The organism is Nocardia anaemiae NBRC 100462, assembly GCF_001612725.1.
Lineage (GTDB): Bacteria > Actinomycetota > Actinomycetes > Mycobacteriales > Mycobacteriaceae > Nocardia > Nocardia anaemiae.
This window is the reverse complement of record NZ_BDAZ01000008.1, coordinates 212,407-231,909: the sequence shown is the minus strand read 5'-3', so window position 1 is coordinate 231,909 and position 19,503 is coordinate 212,407. Positions and strand designations below refer to the sequence as shown.

Genomic DNA, 19,503 nt, shown 5'->3' with positions numbered 1-19,503 from the left:
CGCGTCCGAGTCGTCGAAGCGCATGCGACGAAGTCGCGAGTCTCGACGGCTCGGACGCGAGACACCAGGGGGCCGCGAACACGCCGCGCCGAGGCGCGGCAAATCAAACACAGTACCCTCGGAAATCGTGGATCTAGCGGTGACCAGGGCTGTGCTCGACGGCGTGCGGATCGCCTATCGGGATTCCGTGGTGGGCGATGGCGTGCCGGTGGTGCTGGTGCACGGTATGGGCGGGGACGGGCATACCTGGGATCGGTTCGCGCACACGTTGGTGCGGGGCGGACGGCGGGTCATCATTCCCGATCTGCGCGGGCACGGGCGCAGCGCACACACCGAGTCCTATCTGTTCGCCGAATTCGGCGCGGACGTGCTGAACCTGTGTGACCGGCTGGAGCTGGATTCGGTGGATCTGGTCGGACATTCGCTGGGCGGCTATGCGGTTTCCTGTGTCGCGCAGGAGCGGCCCGAACTGGTGCGGCGGCTGGTCATCGAGGAGTGCCCGATGCCGCTGCGTTCCGGCGATGAAGAGGTGAAGCTGACCCGTCGCTTCCCGACCATTCCGGAACTCTGGCACGCCACCACCAGCCTGATCCGGCATCCGCGCGCGGTGCTCGCCTTCGATCGCTCGATGACGCGGACCGCGCTGGAACAGTTCCGCAAGCCGCATCCGGAGTGGTGGGAGCGGCTCGCCGACATCAGCGCGCCCACCCTGGTGCTGCGCGGCGGCCCCGGCGGCATGGTCGATCCGGAGAAGCTGGCCATTCTGCGCGACACCATCCCGGACTGCGCGGTCACCGCCTTCACCTGTGGTCACAGCATTCACCGCGACCGCTACCGCGAATTCGAGGCAGCCGTGCTGCCGTTCCTCACGACGCTCTCTGCCGCCGCTATCTAGAGTGAAGCGGTGCCCGCGCAAGACCGTCCGGTTCTGTTCTTCCCCGACGAGCAGTCGTTCCGCGACTGGCTCCTGGTCAACCATGCCTCGGTGGATGGGGTCTGGCTGCGCTTCGCCAAAAAGGGCTCCGGACGCGTTTCACTGAACCATGCCGGTGCGCTGCGGCAGGCACTGTGCTTCGGCTGGATCGATGGGCAGGCGCGCGGTGAGGACGCGGAGTTCTGGCAGGTCGGCTTCACCCCGCGACGCAAGCGCAGCCCATGGTCACTGCGCAATATCGGCTTGGTCGCCGAGCTGATCGAGCAGGGGCTGATGCATCCGGCCGGACAGGCCGAGATCGATCGGGCCAAGGCAGACGGCCGCTGGGACGTGGCGTACGGCGACGGACAGACCTTGGGCTGATGACCGGATTCGAAGGGATGCTCTGCTCGGCGGCGGCCGCGGTCGATGTGCCCTTGCCCGGCACGGCGACTCGGGTGACGGGGTGGTTGTGCGTCGAACAGCCGGGCGCGTGGGGTCGGGATGTGATCGGTGACGAAGTGCTCGGTCAGGAGATCACCGCCGAACTCGCCGCCCGCACCGCTGCCGCGAAGGTGCGTCCGACGCTGATTCGGCGGCCGGGTCGCAATGAATTCACTGGTGTTCGAACGGTTTTCATCGCCAGCTCGGGTCCGCGGGGCTTCTGGTGCGAACGCTTCGAGATCACCGACCTGAAGCAGCTGCTCGACTTGGACCTAGACCTGCTGAACGGCCCGTCGCCGGGAATCGGTGCGCCCGTGCGCGATCCGCTGGTCTTGGTGTGCGCGCACGGCAAGCGCGATCAGTGCTGCGCGCTGTTCGGTCGTCCGATCGCCGCGAATCTGGCCGCCGACTATCCGGACCGAGTCTGGGAGTGCTCGCACACTGGCGGTCATCGCTTCGCGCCCGCCATGGTGTTGCTGCCCTCCGGACTGACCTACGGCCGCGTCGATACCGCGGCAGCCATCGCGGCGGTCGAAGCCGTGCGGCGCGGTGCGGTTTCGCTGGCGGGACTGCGCGGTCGCAGCGGTCACCCTCCCGTCGAGCAGGTCGCGGAAATCGCAGTCCGCGAACAGGTTTCGGCGGGACTCGACGAGCTCACCGTGCACCGCGAAACCGATTCCACCGCAACCGGTTCCGACCAGGCCGTGGTAACCCATCGCGACGGGCGGCGCTGGCGTGTGACGACTCGCACCGTCGAACTCCCACCGCGCCAAGCCAGTTGCGGTGCCGCACCGAAACCGGTCACCGCCGTTGTGGCCGATCAGATCCAGCCGTTGACCACAGGGGAGTAGCCCTGAGAACGACGAACGGGACATGGTTGCGGCAGAATCCGCCGCAGCCATGTCCCGTTCGCGGCGACCTTTATCGCCCCCTGCGGGATGAAGGTCGCGGGCTTACCAGTGCGTGCCCGGCACCCAGCGGGCGGCGCGGCGCAGGGCGGTGCCGGTGACGCGGCGGGTCGTCGACTGCTGACGCGGTTCGCGTTGCGGCACAGGGGATTCCGCTGGTTCCCCAGTGTCCACCTGCTCACCCTTGGCGGCGGGGGAGTCGGGCAGGGCACGGTAGTAGCGGTGCAGGATGCGATCGCGCAGCTTCGGAGTGAGCAGCGCGGCGTATTCGGCGAATGTGCCCAGCGGGACGTCGATGCGCTTGGGCCGCTCGCTCAGCGCGCGCACGATGGTGGCGGCCGCCCATTCGGGGGACGCCGACGGACCCTGATCGCCGCTCGGCGTGATCATCGGGGTACGCACCAGCGGCATGTGGATGGTGGTGAAGGTGACGCCGTCGGCCATGGTTTCGACCGCCGCGACCTCGGCGAACTTATCCAGGGCCGCCTTGCTCGCGAGGTAGGCGGCGAAGCGCGGCGTGGCCACCTGCACGCCCGCACTGCTGATATTGACGATGTGACCGAACTTGCGCTCACGCATCTGCGGCAGCAGCGCCAGCGTCAATCGCACGGCGCCGAAGTAGTTGACCGCCATGGTGCGTTCGAAATCGTGCAGCCGGTCGGTGGAGCGGTGGATGGCGCGGCGGATCGATCGGCCCGCATTGTTCACCAGCATGTCGACGTGGCCGTGCTCGTCCAGGATGGTCTTGACGGCATGGTCGACGGAGTCGGAATCGGTTACGTCGCACTGATATCCGTAGGCGCTGCCGCCCTCGGCCCGGATCTCCTCGACCACGGCCGTGAGTTCGTCGGCGCGCCGGGCGAGCAGGAAGACGATGGCGCCCTTGTCCGCGACCGCCAGCGCGGCGGCCCGGCCGATGCCGGAGGACGCGCCGGTAATGAGCACATGTCGCCCCGTCAGGTCGCGGTTGCGGCGAGTGCGCCGGATCTGCCCGCGCAGGTCGGCGTCGTCAGCGGAAGCCCGGGTCATCGCTGCTCCTTCGCAGGTCGAGTTGGCATGAACTTACTCTGAAGTAAGTTTACCTGCCAAGTGTGCTTCGTCACCTCCGGCGTTCGAATCCGACCACGCCGAGGTGTTCGAACCGGTCTCGAATCTATCGAACATATGTGCGATACTCTGCGCATGGCGGACGATCGGATGGCGGAAATCTTTGCCGCGGTGCGGCTCTCCGGCAGTGATCCGGAGGCGGCGCGGCGGATGCTGGCGGAACTGTGGGACGAGCTCGGCGACGGTGGAGATCCGTTGCAGCGCTGCGTGATTGCGCACCACCTCGCCGATCTGCAAGGTGTGGCCGAGGATGCGCTGCGCTGGGATCAACGCGCGCTCGCCGCGGTCTTCGGCCCCGGCGTTCCGCTCGATGAGGGGCTACGCGGATTCCTGCCCTCGCTCTATCTCAATCTCGCCGACAGTCACCGCCGCGTCGGCGACTTCGATGTGGCCTACATGCAGCTGACCATCGCGCGCGGCCATCTCGATGTCCTCGCCAACGACGCATATGGCGCCGTGATCCGCTCCAGCCTGGACAAAGTCGAGGCGGCGCTGGGCGAGAAGTCGACGGAGCCGATCCCGGCCGCCTGATTCGGCAGATGTCTTCACCTCTTCGTAGCTCGAATGTATGTTCGACTATAGCGGAGGTGATGTGTCATGGGTTGGAGCAACGGGCCGCCTACCTGGGCGGAGCTGGAGCGGGTGCTGTCCGGTCGGCCCGGGCCGACTAATCCGGACGCGATGTATCCGGGCGACGGCGGCGACAGTCCGGCGTGGTCGCGCAAGCGCGGGGATTACCGGCCGGAACCGGTCGAACCGGCTGGTGGCAAGGTGGTGCCGTACGCGGAGTTGCACGCGCATTCGGCCTACAGCTTCCTCGACGGGGCGAGCCAGCCGGAGGAGTTGGTGGAGGAGGCGGTGCGGCTCGGGCTGGAGGCGATCGCGCTCACCGATCACGACGGCTTCTACGGAACCGTGCGCTTCTTCGAGGCGGCCAGGGAATTGGGCATGCCGACGGTCTACGGTGCCGAATTGTCGCTCGGCACCGCGGAAGACGCACCGCGACTGGGGAATTCGCTCGGACATGTCGGTGCACCCGATTCGGCACCGCGCACCGGTTCGCCGGACCCGGCCGGTCCACATCTGCTGGTGCTCGCCCGCGGTCAAGAGGGCTATCGCCGACTCTCCAGTCAGATCGCGGCCGCGCATATGGCCGCGGGGGAGAAAGGCATCCTCCGCTACGACTTGGACGCGCTCACCGCGGCGGCGGACGGGCATTGGCACATCCTGACCGGATGCCGCAAAGGCCATGTACGCCAAGCCCTCGAGCGCGATCTGCAAGCGGGAGATACCGGTCTCGGGCGAGCCGAGGCCGCCCTGCGTGACCTGACCGAGCGCTTCGGCCTCGACCGGGTGAGCGTGGAACTCACCCATCACGGCATTCCGGAAGACGACGAACGCAACGCCCACCTCATCGCCCTGGCCGATCGCCTCGGTCTGCCCGTGGTGGCCACCACCGGGGCGCATTTCGCCGCACCCGCCCAGCGCCGTCGCGCCATGGCGCTCGCGGCGATCCGGGCGCGCCGGAGCCTGGACGATATCGCGGGCTGGTTGGCGCCGACCGGTGGCGCGCATCTGCGCTCCGGTGCGGAGATGGCGCAGTTGTTCACCGCATGTCCGGAGGCGGTGGCGAATGCGGTGACGCTCGCCCGCGAATGCGCCTTCGATCTGAAATTGATCGCACCGAGCCTGCCGCCGTTCGACGTCCCCGACGGCCACGACGAGTCTTCCTGGCTGCGTGAACTCACGCTCGAGGGCGCGGCTCGGCGTTACGGTCCGCCGTCGGGAAATCCGGAGGCGTATCGGCAGATCGAGCACGAACTCGCGGTCATCGACGCGATGAAGTTTCCCGGTTACTTCCTGGTGGTGCACGATATCGTCAGCTTCTGCCGGGAAAACGACATCCTCTGCCAGGGCCGGGGTTCGGCGGCCAATTCGGCCGTCTGCTACGCGATCGGCATCACCAATGTCGACCCGGTCGCTGCCGAGTTGCTATTCGAACGCTTCCTCGCCCCGGAGCGCGACGGTCCACCCGATATTGATATCGATATCGAATCTGATCGCCGCGAGGAGGCGATCCAGCACGTCTATGCCAAATACGGTCGCGAATACGCCGCCCAGGTGGCGAATGTGATCACCTATCGCGGTAAGTCCGCGGTCCGCGATGCCGCACGCGCACTCGGCTTTTCACCCGGACAGCAGGATGCCTGGAGTAAGCAGGTGAGCCGCTGGACCGGAGTGGGCGCCGAAACCGGTACCGATATTCCCGCGGAAGTACTGGAGCTGGCCACCGAAATCGAAGGTCTGCCACGACATCTCGGCATCCATTCCGGCGGAATGGTGATCTGTGATCGGCCCATCGCCGATGTCTGCCCGGTCGAATGGGCGCGCATGCCCGGCCGCAGCGTACTGCAGTGGGATAAAGACGATTGCGCCGCAATAAATCTGGTGAAGTTCGACCTGCTCGGTCTCGGCATGCTCTCCGCGCTGCACTACATGATCGATATGGTGCGCGAGCACAAGGGGAAGACGGTCGAACTGCACAAGCTGGACCTGAAGGAAACCGCTGTCTACGAGATGCTTTCGCGCGCCGATTCGGTGGGGGTGTTCCAGGTGGAGTCGCGGGCGCAGATGGCCACCCTGCCCCGGCTGAAGCCGCGGGAATTCTACGACCTGGTGGTGGAGGTGGCGCTGATCCGCCCCGGCCCGATCCAGGGTGGTTCGGTGCATCCCTACATTCGCCGCCGCAACGGCGATGAAAAGGTGCGCTATGACCATGATGCGCTGAAGAATTCGCTGAAGCGCACCCTCGGCGTGCCATTGTTCCAGGAACAGCTCATGCAGATGGCCATCGACGTCGCCGGTTTCACCGCCGCCGAGGCCGATCAGCTGCGCCGCGCCATGGGCTCCAAACGCTCACCGGAACGCATGGAGCGCCTCAAGGACAGGCTGTATCGGGGCATGCGCGATCTGCACGGCATTACCGGCGAAGTCGCCGATCGCATCTACGAGAAGCTGTACGCCTTCGCGAATTTCGGCTTTCCGGAAAGCCATTCGCAGAGCTTCGCGTCGATCGTGTTCTACTCGGCCTGGTTCAAACTGCACTATCCTGCGGCCTTCTGCGCCGGACTGCTGCGGGCCCAGCCGATGGGTTTCTACTCTCCGCAGTCGCTGGTCGCCGACGCCCGCAGGCACGGTGTTCCGGTGCACGGACCCGATATCAATGCCAGCCGCGCCGAACCCACCCTGGAAAACCATGGTGAGGAGGTGCGACTCGGCCTTGCGACGGTCCGCCACATCGGTACCGACCTCGCCGAACGCATTGTCGCGGCCCGCTCGTCCGGTCCGTACACCTCCTTCCTCGACCTGACCGGTCGCGTGGAACTCACCGTGCCCCAAGCCGAATCGCTGGCCACCGCAGGCGCTTTGGGTTGTCTCGGCATCAGCCGACGGGAAGCATTGTGGGCGGCCGGAGCCGCGGCGGGGGAACGCCCCGACCGACTTCCCGGCACCGGCGCCGCCACCACCGCCCCCGCCCTGCCCGGCATGAGCGAATTCGAACTCGCGGCCGCCGACGTCTGGGCCACCGGCATTTCCCCGGGCAGCTATCCCACCGAATTCCTACGCCCGCAATTGGATGCGCTCGGTGTCATCCCCGCCGCGGGTTTGCTCGACGTGCCCGATGGCTCCCGGGTGCTGGTCGGCGGCGCCGTCACGCATCGTCAACGTCCCGCCACCGCCGCCGGTGTCACCTTCCTCAATCTGGAAGACGAAACCGGCATGGTGAACATCGTCTGCTCGGTGGGTCTGTGGACCCGCTATCGCCGTCTGGCCCAGAGCGCCCCCGCCCTGCTCATTCGCGGCCGGGTCCAGAATGCCGAGGGCGCGGTCAGTGTCGTCGCCGAATATCTGCAGCGCATGGACCTGCGCGTCCATTCGAGATCCCGCGACTTCCGTTGAGCCTCAGAACATTCCGTTCGCATTGGCGGCCTGTTCAGGAACCGGCTGGATGACATCCCAGTGTTCGGCCAGCTTTCCGTCGTCGAGGCGGAAGATATCCATGATCGCCAACCCGCGATCGCCGGGCTCGCGCACGCCGTGCACGTGCGCGACCACGTAATCACCCTCTGCCACAATGCGTTTCACTTCGACGCGCAGTTTCGGTGCGCCTTCCTTCAGGCCGGTGAGTCGGGCGAGTAGTCCGTCGAAACCATCGGCGATTTCCGGATTGTGCTGGATGTAGTGCGCACCGAAGAACTCGGCGGTGGCCTCGAAATCCTTGGCATTGAACGCGGCCTCGTAGAACGCGAGGACAGTCTGCCTATTCGATTCGAGCTTTGGATCTACGCAGGTCATGAGGGTTTACTCCGAACTTTCGAGCGATACGCAAGCAGTCGCCAGCGTAACTGAACAGCTGTAGCGTTACAACTGTAGCGCTACGTATGTCCAGCTACAATCCCCTTATGACCTCCGATACGACGACTCGCCGCGGTCGCAATCCGCGCGGCCACGGCGGCCGACTGCGTGCGGAGATCGTCGAGGCCGCGATCCGGCTGCTGGATGAACTCGGCGATGATCAGGCCCTGTCCATGCGTGCGGTCGCGCGCGAAATCGGCAGTGCCGCAACGTCGATCTACCTGCATTTCGCCGATCGGGACGCGTTGGTGTCGGCCGCACTCGAGCGCTATCACGGCGATCTGGTGCGAGCGATCGATGACGCGGAGGCCGCGGTCGACGATCCCGTCGACAAACTGCGCGCTCGGATCCGCGTCCTCGGCGACTGGGCCTATCGACACCCGGGCATGTACAAGGTGCTGCACGAGAGCACCATCAACCAGCGCGTGGCCATGCCGTTCAAGCGGGAACTGACCGAGCGCACCGCTGCCGCGATCCGGCGCTGTATGGATGCCGGTCTGGTACCCGTCGACGACCCGCTCTCGGTCATGCTGGATCTGCGCGCAGCAGTGCACGGCGCGGTGTCGATGCGGCTCAACGAGCCCGGCCAGACCTGGCCGCCGCTCGCCGATCAGATCGAACGATTTCTCGTGAAACTGGTCGGCGTCCCTTCGGCGTTCGGGAATGGGCCGCAACGAGCTTCGTGACCGAATCCGCCGCAGCGGCTACCCTGCGTCCATGCGGAAGCTTGCTGTGCTGGTGATCGGCCTGCTTGGTTTGACATTGCTGGTCGGCTGTGGAGATGACAACGACGACAAGGCCGGTCCGGGCCGGACGAGCATGGCGACCGTCGCGCCGATGGCGCCGCCACCGAGTCTGCGTGAGGGCTCCCCGACGAAGGGGGACACCGGCGGGAATACGGTCGAGGCGCGCAAGGAGGTCATCACCGGCAGCGTCGACATCACCGCGGACGATCCGATCAAGGCGGGCGGTCAGGTGACCGATCAGGTGCGCGAGGTCGGCGGCCGGGTCGACAGCCGCACCGAGCAGCCGGGGACCGATGACAACGATCCGCAGGCCACGCTCACCGTGCGGGTGCCCGCGGATAAGACCGACAAGTTCATCGACGGCCTCGGCGGCGTCGGCCGGGTCACTCGGATGAGCACCAACCGCGACGACGTCACCATGCAGTGGCAGGACCTCGACGCCAGGATCAAGGCGCTGCAGGCCTCGGTCGACCGGTTGCGCGCGCTCATCGCCGGTGCGACCAACACCGCGGATCTCATTGCGGCCGAACAGGCGCTGTCGAGTCGGCAGGGTGAGCTCGACAGCCTCACCGCACAGAAGCGACACCTCGACGATCAGGTCGCGCTGTCCACACTCACCATCGACATCACCACCGAGGACAAGGATTCCGATGAGGGACCGACCAATTTCTGGGACGGCATCGTCTCGGGTTGGCATTCGCTGGTGGATTGGCTGAAGGACGCGGTGGTCTTTACCGGCAAGGCGATTCCATGGCTCGGGTTCGTCGTGCTGATCGCCGCGGTGGTCTGGGGTGCCGTGCGAGTGGTGCGGGTTCGGAAGCATTCGTCGGGATCGGGAGAATCCGAGCGGGGCAAGGCAGCTGCGGATGGTGCGCCGAGTGGGGCGACAGCAGAAGGCGCTGATGCAGGTGCAGGATCGGGTGGAGGGGCCGGTGCGGTTGCCGGTGCCGAGACTGAGACGGGTGCTGGAACCGGTGCAGGCACGGGAACTGGTGCAAGCGCTGAGGACTAGTGCGGGCGCTGGGACTGGTGCGGGCTCGGGAACTGGCGCCCGGGAATGGGTGCAGGTGGGGGAACCGGTGCAGGTGCAGGGACCCCGACCCGGCCGGTGCCGGGACTGGTGCGGACCGGTTCAGGCGCTTGAACTGGTGCAAGCGCTGAGACAGCGAAAGGCGCTGGGATAACAGGAGATACAGGTGCCGACGGTCGTAAGGGCGACGATCAAACCGAACAGCCGTAAGGGTCCGCTCGTCGAAACTCTCGATGACGGCACCCTGCAGCTGTACGTCCGCGCGCCCGCCGTGGAGGGCAAGGCCAACAAGGCCGCCATCGAACTCCTCGCCGACCACTACGGCGTCCCCAAATCCGCCGTCCGCCTCGCCGCAGGCGCAACCTCCCGCTTCAAACGCTTCGAGCTGGACCTCTGAGCCTTCGCGGCACTCTGCTGGCCATCGCGTGGATGGACGGCGCACCCGAGTACATGGCCGATATCGCGAAACGCAAGGCGGACACAGCCATTGCGCTCGGCTTCGACACCGTTCACGTCACAACCACAACGCGCAGGGACTGCCGCTGGTCGGCGGCCAACGGCAGTCGGGTGCGCATGCATTGGTGCCGAACGGCGGCGACGTGGTCATCAGGGTTGATGGCACGGTGCTCGGCGCGCTCGACGTTTCCGGTGCGGCGTCCTCGATCACCGACCACAGGATCGGCGCTGCCGCGATCGCCGAATCGGGTTGAGCGGCAGGGTCACACAGCGCCGGGAAATCCGAACTGGCGCCAGGCCTCGTAGACGGTGACGGCGGCGGCATTGGAGAGGTTCATCGAGCGGCGGCCGGGCAGCATCGGAATGCGCAGTCGATCGGTGATACGCGGATCGTCGAGCACCTCCGTCGGCAGCCCGGTCGGTTCGGTGCCGAACAGCAGCACATCGCCCTCGCGGTAGGCCACATCCGTATACCGCGTGCTCGCCTGGGTCGTGAATGCGAACACTCGCTCGGGCCGCACCGCATCCCACGCCGCCGCGAGATTCTTGTGCACCGTCACCGAGGCCAGATCGTGGTAATCCAATCCGGCCCGCCGCAACTTCGCCTCCGAAAGGTCGAACCCCAGGGGCTCGACCAGATGCAGCTCACACCCGGTTCCCGCGACAAGTCGAATCGCATTGCCGGTATTTCCGGGGATCGCGGGCTCGTGAAACATCAAACGGAACACCCGTGCAGTCAACCAGGTCGCTCGAGCCAGCCCGGCACGACGTCGGCAGCTCGTGCACGCTTCAGTTCGGCACGTTCATGCTCGCGCGCGGAACGCATATTTCAGCCCTCGTGGGCGGCCCTTTCCGGAAGGGCGCATGCCATGCCCTCCGTCATTCCGGTCGGGCGCACGCCGAGACCCTGGTTATGGCGGGCGCGCTGGTTCTCCCAGGCAATGGTGGCGGTCAGTTCGGCGAACTGCCCTTTGGACAGGTAGGTCAGCAATTGCGTGCGCAGATCCGCGAGATCGATGGCCGGGGTGGCGGTCATCGCCTCGGCGAAGGAGATGACGAGTTTTTCCAGGTCGCTGTAGGCGTCGCTGGTGCGATAGCGCGGCAGGTCGCGCAATTGTCGTTCGGTAAGACCGCTCGAGTGCGCCAGCGCAGAGCCGATATCCAGGCAGAACTCGCAATTCACGAGTCCGGCCGTCTTCAGTTCGGCCAGTTCCTTGAGCTTCGGATCCAGTCTGTTGCTGAACAGCAGCGCTGTCTCGTACCCGATCGTGCCGAACAGGATCTGCGGTCGGCGGGCGAGCCAGCCGAAAAGATCGGATCGGTTCCGCTTCGCCTGCCGAATCGCTTGCAGATAGTGCCGAATCCGGGTGAGCGCTCGCATATCCGTACCCCCTTGTGCGGGATGAATCTCTTCTCGTTGAAACTACGCCGTGTAGTAGTCGGAGGCAATGCCTGTTCGGATAATGCGAAACTTGTTGCGGCGCAGTAGCCCTGCCTCGACGCTCGGCAATCGGGTGCGCGGGTGCGTCGCACTGGTGTGAGCGGCCGCATGCCGTCTGCAACAATCGGGGCGTGACCGACGTTGACTCGTCTGCCGCCGAGCGGCAGTCCGACCGGACCAGCCCTGGTGCGCAGTTCCTGCGCTGCCACCTGCCCATGCTGGTCGTGACGGCGGTCATCCTGCTCGCGGTCGTCTTGGTGGCCTGGGACCGCTGGCGCCGCGGCGCGCTGTTCTTCGGCGGAGCGGCCCTGCTCGCGGCCACCTTCCGGCTCTGCCTGCCGACGGCGCGGGTCGGGCTGCTGGCCGTGCGCAGTAAGCCGTTCGATGTCGCCGCGCTGAGCCTGCTCGGTACCGCCATCGTCTTCATCGCCGCCACGATCAATACCCTCGGCGTCGGCTGAGACCGCAACGACATCCGGACCGCTAGTTGTGGCAGGTGTCCCGGTCGTTGTAGAGCATCAGCTGGGTGACCTTGGCATCGGCGGGCATATTCCGATAGATGCCGAGGAAGCCGTAGCGTGCGGGTTGGTCGGGTACCGCGGCCGAACTCCAGTTGTAGCCGATCTCGAGCGTGGGATAGGCGGCGCGCACTTCCTCGACGGTGGAGCCGACGGCTATGCCCTCTGGGGTACGGACCGGCAGTTTGCCGGGCATGATCGCGACTATTTCGCCCTTGTTGGTGAATCCCTGCCAACCGGCCCGCGCGGTGTAGCGGCCGCAGCCGGGCGGATCATTGGTGTCGTCGAAGGCCGCGATTTCACCGCTGGCCTCGGCCTCGCTTCGGTTCATCCCGAGCCGCAGCTTGCCGAAGCCGAGCGGGCCGAGCACGGTCGGCGCCGCTGGCACCGAGGTCGTCGACGCCGCAGGCCGGGTGGGCTCGGTAGGCTCCTCTGAGCACGCCGTCGCACCGGTGAATACCCCGCTGAGCAGCACGAATACCAGTACGGCACGATGAATACGCATGGTCTTACCCCCGATGACGTCCATGAACCGGAATGCCCGCCGAACCGAGACGGGTGCGATGTCGGCCCAGTCTGCACAGCGGCGACTGCCCGAGTCAAGGCAACCCCCATCGGCCCATGTACAGCTTATGCGTCACCACTTCGGCGGCGGCGTCGGCTGAGGCACAACAACTTTCGACGGCCGCGGCTTTCGACCGGGCGCAGTGAAATGGCGGCCCCCGGTCTTGCGGAGCCGCCATTGCACCAGCGACGAAATATCAGCTCGACGGGTATCGCTCGGTGAATATCGTGCGCTCGCGCGGACGGCGACCCGGGTGCGGCGGGGTAGCGTCGCTGTAGCCGATCGCGACCATGACCGCGATGGCGAGGTCGGGGCGGTCATTGATGCCGATGGCCTTCTTGACCAGGTCGGGGTCCCAACCGTTCATCGGGGCCGATGACAGCCCGAGGCTGGTGGCGGCGAGCATGACATAGGTCGCGGCGATCATCGCATTCTTCACGGCGTTCTCGCGGGTGAGTCCGCGCTGTTGCAGCGAGTGGAATTCCTTGCGCGAGTTGAACATTGCGGTGAAGTCCGCATTCCACGCGCCATTGCGTCCGGCCAGTTCGGCGATATCGGCATTCTCGGCCCGCCATGCCGCTGTTTCGGCGACGAAGACCAGCACTACCGGGGCCTCCAGCGGTTGCGGTTGGCCGAAGGCTGCGTTCGGCAGGTCGCGGCGGCCGGACGCGCTGGTCACCACCACGATCGACCGATCCTGCATATTCCACGCGGTAGGTGCCTCGACCGCTAGATCCAGCAGTTCATCGAGCAGTTCACCAGGTACCGGATCTGGACGGTAGTGGCGGGTGGTGCGGCGGGCGCGAATCGCGGCGGGAACCGAAAGTGTCTGTGCGTTCATGATTCTTACTATCGGAGAGTGACAAACTATTGGGAAGGCAGCACTTAATAGTGCGCTACACTCGGATAGGTGCGTACAGTGATCGAGGCCAGTGGGCTGCCTGCCGATGTGTACTCGGCGAAATGCCCCACCCGACAGGTGCTCGACCATGTCGCGGGCAAATGGACCGTGCTGATCGTGGACGCACTCGCCGAGGGCACCATGCGCTACACCGATCTGCACCGACGCATCGAGGGCATTTCACAGAAAATGCTCACCCAAACCCTGCGTCAGCTGGAAACCGACGGATTCGTCACGCGCACAGTACATCCCACCGTGCCGCCGCGCGTCGACTACGACCTCACCGACCTCGGCCACAGCTTGCGCACCCCTATCACGGCCCTGCGCGACTGGATCGAGGTCAATATCATCCGCATCGAAGCGGCACGCCGGGTCGCCCGCTAGCCCACCTCGGTCCCCGCCCCGCCGCTAGCGGACCTCGACCACCGGGCGCCGAGCGTGCCCGCCGTACAACTGCCGCGCCTGGCTCGGCGTAATCGTCTCAGTCGCGCCGGTGGCTCGCCCTTCAGGTGCTGCTCCAGAATTCGCCCCGTCATCGGTGCGATGAACGGCGCGGCGACGACTGCTACCTGACAGACGATAGCGGCAGCGAATTATCAGCTGGCGCGGCCGATTCGCGCCAATCGCATTGTTTCGATCAGCAGCTTGGATACCGCGGGGGCTTCGGTGAGGAAGCCGTCGTGGCCGTCGCGGGAGTGCACGATTTCCAGGCCCTCGCAGCCCGGCAGTCCGTCGGCCAGTTCCTGTTGAGTTCGCAACGGGTACAAGCGATCCGAGTCGACGCCGCCGACCACGCACGGCACCGGGGTGGCGGCGAGGGCGGCCGCGATGCCGCCGCGACCGCGGCCGATATCGTGGCGGTTCATCGCCTCGGTCAGCAACACGTAGGTGGCGGGATCGAAACGGCTGCAAAGCTTTTCGGCCTGATGGTCCAGGTAGCTCTGCACCGCGTAGCGGCCGCCGTTGCGCGGATCCTCATCGCCCTGCGCGTTGTTCTGGAAGCGGTGATCGAGTTCGCCCTCGGTGCGGTAGGTCAGGTGCGCGATGCGGCGGGCGATGCCCATGCCGGTCATCGGGGCGCGATCGGTGTCGTGATAATCGCCGCCCTGCCAGTCCGGATCGGCCTTGATGGCGGCGATTTGCGTTGTCTGCGTGCCGATCTGGTCGGCGGTGGCGCGTGCGCCGACGGCGAGCACCAGCGCGGATGCGACCCGCTCCGGCGCGCCGACCATCCACTCCAGCACTCGCATACCACCCATCGAACCGCCGACCACGGCGGCCAGGCGTTCGATGCCGAGCAGATCCATCAGCGCCGCTTCCGCGGTCACCTGATCCCGGATCGAGATCTCCGGAAACCTTGCGCCCCAAGGCTTTCCATCCGGCGCCAACGTCGAGGGGCCGGTGCTGCCCTTGCAGCCGCCGAGCACATTCGTCGCGATGACGCACCATTCGTCGGTATCCACCGGTGCGCCCGGCCCGACCATGCCGTCCCACCAGCCGGGCAGCGGATGGATATCGTCGGGAACCCCCACGACGTGCGAATCGCCGGTCAGCGCGTGCTCGACGAGTACCACATTGTCCAATGCGGGGGAGAGCTCGCCCCAGCGCTGCACGGCCAGATGAACGTCCGGGATGACAGCGCCGCTCTCCAGCCGCACATCCCCGATGGCGATGATGCCGAGCCTCCCGTCCGGCGGTGGCAGGGCCACCGCGGAGGAACGCGCGGTACGAGGGTCGGTCACTGTCACGTCGTCGCCGCCGTGAAACCGACCCGCCGCGCACAGTGCGTCGCCGACGCCGGGGGAATCACGAGGGAACGCACATCCCCGATGTTAACTATCCGGCTGAACCGGTCCGCGGTCCGGTAGACCGGGAGTGCGGCCGCGGACGCGATGGGGTCACTCATATCGTGCTCCAAAGGGTTGTTCGCCTGCGGGTCTTATCGGGGTGCGGGTGACGGACGACAACTCATCGGAAAAACCTCCTGAAGTGCGCGCTTGCCCTCGACCATCGAGAGCCCGGTCATCACCCGGAGCACCCCACCGCTGCTGGAGGGTTGCCGTCCAGCAAGCCGGGGCTTCGCGCTGGCACTCATGACCTGACGGACATGGTAACCGGCGGGCGGGCGGCGACTGAAATCCGTTACCGGGTTTCCGCCGGGTCGGTCGTGGGCTGCCCGGTGCACACGCGCATGAACTCGTCGAACGACGTTGTGAGTCCGTTGCGGGCCTCGGCTGCGGCCGCGGCGGTGTCCTCTTCGTCGAAGATCGAGTTCTGGCACTCCATGCTGAGATGGCCGATCAGCTGCCAGGCGCCGATGACCAACCGCACCGGCAGCGCGTCGGGCTCGGTGCCGAGGCGCTCGGCGATGACAGCGGCGATCGCCGCGTTCTTATCGTCGGCCAGTTCCATGCTCTGCGCGCTCACCGTCGGACTGCTGCGCAGGATCCGCTGCATCTGCTGGAAGCGCCGGAATGACAGCGTTCCGTCGACCTCTACCGAAGCTTGGTCGACGACCAGTAGAAACGCCTCGCGCAGCGATTGCAGCTCGTTGCCGATGACCGGGAGTCCGCGCAGGCATTCGGCGATCGCGAGCCCGAAATCCTTGACGGGCCCCAGGATGATGGCCTCTTTGCTGTCGAAATACCGGTTGATCGTGCGCGGCGAGACATCCGCGCGGGCCGCGATCTGTTCGACCGTCGTCGCGTCGAATCCCTGTGCGTCGCATAGGTCGAGCGCCACCTCGATGATGCGCAATCGGGTCTGCTGCTTCTTGCGCTCGCGCAATCCCAGTCCGCCGGGCGCACTGGGCCCTGGATTCGCTGGGGCGCGCACAGCGTTCTCGGCTGTGGCGCTCGCGCCGATCGGCGTCGATGACTCGAGCATGGCCCCATGCTATCGCAATCGGGACGATTTGTGTCCTTAACGGCCAAATGTCGGAGTGCGACATTTTTCTCTTGACGACAAATGTCTGTCGATGACAGGATGACTGCACGAACTTCGGACTAGGAGACCAAGGTGAGCGAGACTGCGATAGCGGTGGAAGTTCTGGAGAAGCAAACGAGTTCGGCGCGCTGGCTGGCCCTGGGGGTGATCGCATTGGCCCAGCTCATGGTGGTTCTCGACGCCACCATCGTGACCATCTCGCTGCCCTTCGCCCAGCAGGATCTCGACATCAGCGACGGCAATCGGCAGTGGATGCTGACCGCCTACACGCTGATCTTCGGCGGTCTGCTGCTGCTCGGCGGACGGCTGGCCGACTACCTCGGGCGGCGACGGGTCTTCATCGTCGGCCTGGTCGGCTTCGCCGGGGCGTCGGCGGTGGCCGGTCTGGCGCAGAACGGCGCAGAGCTGTTCGCCGGACGGGCGCTGCAGGGCGCGTTCGCGGCGCTGTTGGCGCCCGCGGCGCTGTCACTGCTCTCGGTGACCTTCACCGAGGCCAAGGAACGCGCGACCGCCTTCGGCGTTTTCGCGGGTATCTCCGCGGGTGGTGCGGCTCTCGGCCTGATCGCCGGTGGCGCGCTGACCGAATACGCCTCTTGGCGCTGGTGCCTGCTGGTGAACACCCCGATCGCCCTGCTCGCGCTGCTCGGCGCGCTGGCATTCGTGGTGAAGGATGTGCCGACACCGCGCACCGGCGGCTATGACGTGCCCGGTGCGGTCACCGTGACGCTCGGTCTGATCGCCATCGTGTACGGATTCAGCCGCGCCGCCGACGACGGCTGGCTGGCCGGTAGCACGCTCGGTCTGCTCGTCATCGGCGTCGCGCTGCTGATCGCCTTCGTCGCCATCGAGCGTCGCTCGTCGAATCCGCTGCTGCCGCTGCATATTCCGGGTGAGATCAACCGCGGCGGCGCCTTCCTGGCCGCGCTGCTGATTCCGATCGCGATGTTCGCGATGTTCCTGTTCCTGAGCTACTACTTCCAGATCACCCTCGGTTACTCGTCACTGAAGGCCGGTTTCGCCTTCCTGCCGTTCCCGGCGGGCATCGCGATCTCGGCCGGTGTCACCAGTGCGCTGCTGCCGAAGCTTGGCCCGCGGCCGCTGATGCTGGCCGGTGCCGTGCTCGGCGTGCTCGGTCTGGTGTGGCTGGCGCAGCTGAGCTACGGCGACGGTTACGCGGTCAGTGTGCTGCCCGCGCAGTTGCTGATCGCGCTCGGTATGGGGCCGCTGTTCGTCGGTATGCAGACCGTCGCGCTGCATCAGGTCGAGGAGGCGGACTCGGGGGTGGCCAGTGCGCTGTTGAATGCGGCACAGCAGGTCGGCGGTGCGGTCGGCACCGCGCTGCTCACCACCATCTCGGTGCAGACGGCCAAGACCTTCGCGCAGAACAATCCGACAATGGACAACCTGATCGCCCGCGCTTCGATCCACAGCTACGACGTGGCGTTCTATGTCGGCGCCGGATTCTTCCTGGCGGCAATTCCGGTGATCGCGTTGATGATTCGGGACAAGCCGGAAAACCTGATCGAGGGATCCGCGGAAGACGCGCGGATTCCGGTCGCGGTCTGATCCTGAAATCGCGATGTCCGGGTATCCGATGGGATGCCCGGACATCGCTATTTCGGCAGGGTGTCGGCACCGCCGACCTACTTGTCGGTAACAATTTCGGACGGCTTCACATGGGGGGCTGCCCGCGCGGTGAGGTCAATGGCAGCAGTACGCTTGTCTTGTTTGCACCACATGTCTCGCCGACAACGCGGGACATATACGTTGTCTGTTGGAACAGCTGGGGTCCGCTCACAAGCGTGTTCGCCTGGCCGTGCAATAAGGGCACCATCCTAGGAGGACACGAAGATCCATGTCCAAGATCAAGGTTGAAGGCACCGTCGTCGAACTCGACGGCGACGAGATGACCCGGATCATCTGGCAGTTCATCAAGGACAAGCTGATCCACCCGTATCTCGATGTGAACCTCGAGTACTACGACCTCGGCATCGAATATCGGGACAAGACCGACGACCAGGTCACGATCGACGCGGCGAACGCCATCAAGGAGCACGGTGTCGGCGTCAAGTGCGCCACGATCACCCCGGATGAGGCCAGGGTCGAGGAATTCGGCCTGAAGAAGATGTGGCGCTCGCCCAACGGCACCATCCGCAACATCCTCGGCGGAACCATCTTCCGGGCGCCGATCATCATCTCGAATGTGCCGCGTCTGGTCCCCGGCTGGACCAAGCCCATCATCATCGGCCGTCACGCGTTCGGCGATCAGTACCGCGCCACCGACTTCAAGGTCTTCCAGGGCGGCACCGTCACCCTCACCTTCACCCCCGACGACGGCAGCGAGCCGATCGTGCACGAGGTCGTGAAGATGCCCGAGGACGGCGGCGTCGTCATGGGTATGTACAACTTCAAGAAGTCCATCGAGGACTTCGCGCGGGCCTCGTTCAACTACGGCCTGCAGCAGAACTACCCGGTCTACATGTCGACCAAGAACACCATCTTGAAGGCCTATGACGGCATGTTCAAGGACACCTTCCAGGAGGTGTTCGAGGCCGAGTTCAAGACCCAGTTCGATGCGGCGGGCCTCACCTACGAGCATCGTCTGATCGACGATATGGTCGCCTCCTCCATGAAGTGGGAGGGCGGCTACGTCTGGGCCTGCAAGAACTACGACGGCGACGTGCAGTCCGACACCGTGGCCCAGGGCTTCGGCTCGCTCGGCCTGATGACCTCGGTGCTGCTGACCCCGGACGGCAAGACCTGTGAGGCCGAGGCCGCGCACGGCACCGTCACCCGGCACTACCGCCAACACCAGCAGGGCAAGCCGACCTCGACCAACCCGATCGCGTCGATCTTCGCCTGGACCCGCGGCCTCGAGCACCGCGGCAAGCTGGACAACACCCCCGAGGTGATCGGCTTCGCGCAGACACTCGAGGATGTCGTCATCAAGACCGTCGAGGGCGGCCAGATGACCAAGGACCTGGCGCTGCTCGTCGGCGGCGATCAGGGCTACCTGAGCACCGAGGAGTTCCTCGGTGCGCTCGACGCCAACCTGGCCCGCGCCCTGCGCTGACCGGTTGAACTGAATACCCGGCGCTGGGCAAGAGCCAGC

Annotated in this window: 21 protein-coding genes and 1 riboswitch; of the genes, 13 read left to right on the top strand and 8 right to left on the bottom strand. The window is 65.9% G+C overall.

The features are described from left to right. Window positions 1-127 precede the first annotated feature (127 nt). Genes NA5_RS06665 through NA5_RS06655 form a run of 3 tightly spaced genes read left to right on the top strand, consistent with a single transcriptional unit; the run spans window position 128 to window position 2,208 of the window. Window positions 128-895 (top strand): alpha/beta fold hydrolase, encoded by a 768-nt coding sequence (locus NA5_RS06665; protein ID WP_062982965.1) that lies wholly within the window; start codon window positions 128-130, stop codon window positions 893-895. 9 nt (window positions 896-904) lie between these two features. Beyond that, on the top strand, window positions 905-1,297 hold the full coding sequence (locus NA5_RS06660) for a YdeI/OmpD-associated family protein (RefSeq protein ID WP_062982963.1): 393 nt from the start codon (window positions 905-907) through the stop codon (window positions 1,295-1,297). After that, the gene (locus NA5_RS06655) at window positions 1,297-2,208 is read left to right on the top strand and encodes a ferredoxin family protein (RefSeq protein ID WP_062982961.1); all 912 of its coding nucleotides are present in this window, start codon (window positions 1,297-1,299) and stop codon (window positions 2,206-2,208) included. The genes NA5_RS06660 and NA5_RS06655 overlap by 1 nt, the downstream gene beginning before the upstream one ends. Window positions 2,209-2,310: 102 nt before the next feature. Here NA5_RS06655 and NA5_RS06650 read toward each other — a convergent pair whose 3' ends face one another. Beyond that, window positions 2,311-3,294, bottom strand: coding sequence for an SDR family NAD(P)-dependent oxidoreductase (locus NA5_RS06650; RefSeq protein WP_062982959.1), 984 nt, complete (start codon window positions 3,292-3,294; stop codon window positions 2,311-2,313). 153 nt (window positions 3,295-3,447) lie between these two features. Between NA5_RS06650 and NA5_RS06645 the strand changes: the two genes are divergently transcribed. Together NA5_RS06645 and NA5_RS06640 are read left to right on the top strand one after the other, a co-directional pair. Further along, window positions 3,448-3,903, top strand: a complete 456-nt coding sequence (locus NA5_RS06645) for a hypothetical protein (protein WP_063813228.1) — start codon at window positions 3,448-3,450, stop codon at window positions 3,901-3,903. A gap of 66 nt (window positions 3,904-3,969) precedes the next feature. After that, window positions 3,970-7,332, top strand: coding sequence for an error-prone DNA polymerase (locus NA5_RS06640; RefSeq protein ID WP_062982957.1), 3,363 nt, complete (start codon window positions 3,970-3,972; stop codon window positions 7,330-7,332). A 3-nt stretch (window positions 7,333-7,335) separates the two neighbouring features. Here the strand turns inward: NA5_RS06640 and NA5_RS06635 are convergent, their stop codons facing one another. After that, complete coding sequence (locus tag NA5_RS06635; RefSeq protein WP_157110261.1) at window positions 7,336-7,728, bottom strand: nuclear transport factor 2 family protein; 393 nt, start codon at window positions 7,726-7,728, stop codon at window positions 7,336-7,338. A gap of 107 nt (window positions 7,729-7,835) precedes the next feature. Here NA5_RS06635 and NA5_RS06630 point away from each other — a divergent pair, with 107 nt between their 5' ends. From NA5_RS06630 to NA5_RS43135, 4 genes are all read left to right on the top strand, one after another. Further along, a complete protein-coding gene (locus tag NA5_RS06630; RefSeq protein WP_062982955.1) occupies window positions 7,836-8,474 on the top strand; it encodes a TetR/AcrR family transcriptional regulator in 639 nt (212 codons plus the stop codon). Window positions 8,475-8,505: 31 nt separating this feature from the next. After that, complete coding sequence (locus NA5_RS06625) at window positions 8,506-9,546, top strand: DUF4349 domain-containing protein (RefSeq protein ID WP_084483955.1); 1,041 nt, start codon at window positions 8,506-8,508, stop codon at window positions 9,544-9,546. A 184-nt stretch (window positions 9,547-9,730) separates the two neighbouring features. Beyond that, window positions 9,731-9,961 (top strand): DUF167 domain-containing protein, encoded by a 231-nt coding sequence (locus NA5_RS06620; protein WP_040686756.1) that lies wholly within the window; start codon window positions 9,731-9,733, stop codon window positions 9,959-9,961. 28 nt (window positions 9,962-9,989) lie between these two features. Further along, entirely contained in the window at window positions 9,990-10,274 is a 285-nt protein-coding gene (locus tag NA5_RS43135) for a heme-binding protein (protein ID WP_157110260.1), read from the top strand. A gap of 9 nt (window positions 10,275-10,283) precedes the next feature. Here the strand turns inward: NA5_RS43135 and NA5_RS06615 are convergent, their stop codons facing one another. After that, the gene (locus NA5_RS06615) at window positions 10,284-10,748 is read right to left on the bottom strand and encodes a tRNA (cytidine(34)-2'-O)-methyltransferase (protein ID WP_062982952.1); all 465 of its coding nucleotides are present in this window, start codon (window positions 10,746-10,748) and stop codon (window positions 10,284-10,286) included. A 101-nt stretch (window positions 10,749-10,849) separates the two neighbouring features. After that, window positions 10,850-11,401, bottom strand: a complete 552-nt coding sequence (locus tag NA5_RS06610; RefSeq protein ID WP_062982950.1) for a carboxymuconolactone decarboxylase family protein — start codon at window positions 11,399-11,401, stop codon at window positions 10,850-10,852. A gap of 275 nt (window positions 11,402-11,676) precedes the next feature. On the opposite strand from NA5_RS06610, the gene NA5_RS06605 reads away from it, so the two are divergent. Further along, window positions 11,677-11,922 (top strand): DUF3017 domain-containing protein, encoded by a 246-nt coding sequence (locus NA5_RS06605; RefSeq protein WP_062983330.1) that lies wholly within the window; start codon window positions 11,677-11,679, stop codon window positions 11,920-11,922. A 22-nt stretch (window positions 11,923-11,944) separates the two neighbouring features. Here the strand turns inward: NA5_RS06605 and NA5_RS06600 are convergent, their stop codons facing one another. Together NA5_RS06600 and NA5_RS06595 are read right to left on the bottom strand one after the other, a co-directional pair. Then, on the bottom strand, window positions 11,945-12,484 hold the full coding sequence (locus tag NA5_RS06600) for a hypothetical protein (protein WP_157110259.1): 540 nt from the start codon (window positions 12,482-12,484) through the stop codon (window positions 11,945-11,947). Window positions 12,485-12,740: 256 nt separating this feature from the next. Beyond that, complete coding sequence (locus tag NA5_RS06595; RefSeq protein ID WP_062982945.1) at window positions 12,741-13,385, bottom strand: nitroreductase family protein; 645 nt, start codon at window positions 13,383-13,385, stop codon at window positions 12,741-12,743. A 69-nt stretch (window positions 13,386-13,454) separates the two neighbouring features. On the opposite strand from NA5_RS06595, the gene NA5_RS06590 reads away from it, so the two are divergent. Then, window positions 13,455-13,829 (top strand): winged helix-turn-helix transcriptional regulator, encoded by a 375-nt coding sequence (locus NA5_RS06590; protein WP_062982943.1) that lies wholly within the window; start codon window positions 13,455-13,457, stop codon window positions 13,827-13,829. Window positions 13,830-14,041: 212 nt separating this feature from the next. On the opposite strand, the gene metX is transcribed toward NA5_RS06590, so the two are convergent. Further along, window positions 14,042-15,193, bottom strand: coding sequence for a homoserine O-acetyltransferase MetX (gene metX, locus NA5_RS06585; RefSeq protein ID WP_371856374.1), 1,152 nt, complete (start codon window positions 15,191-15,193; stop codon window positions 14,042-14,044). 240 nt (window positions 15,194-15,433) lie between these two features. After that, window positions 15,434-15,544: riboswitch (SAM riboswitch) on the bottom strand. Window positions 15,545-15,587: 43 nt separating this feature from the next. Next, window positions 15,588-16,331 (bottom strand): TetR family transcriptional regulator, encoded by a 744-nt coding sequence (locus NA5_RS06580; protein ID WP_062982940.1) that lies wholly within the window; start codon window positions 16,329-16,331, stop codon window positions 15,588-15,590. A gap of 132 nt (window positions 16,332-16,463) precedes the next feature. Between NA5_RS06580 and NA5_RS06575 the strand changes: the two genes are divergently transcribed. Then, complete coding sequence (locus NA5_RS06575; RefSeq protein ID WP_062982938.1) at window positions 16,464-17,957, top strand: MFS transporter; 1,494 nt, start codon at window positions 16,464-16,466, stop codon at window positions 17,955-17,957. A gap of 289 nt (window positions 17,958-18,246) precedes the next feature. Further along, window positions 18,247-19,464, top strand: a complete 1,218-nt coding sequence (locus NA5_RS06570) for an NADP-dependent isocitrate dehydrogenase (RefSeq protein ID WP_062982936.1) — start codon at window positions 18,247-18,249, stop codon at window positions 19,462-19,464. Window positions 19,465-19,503: the final 39 nt, after the last annotated feature.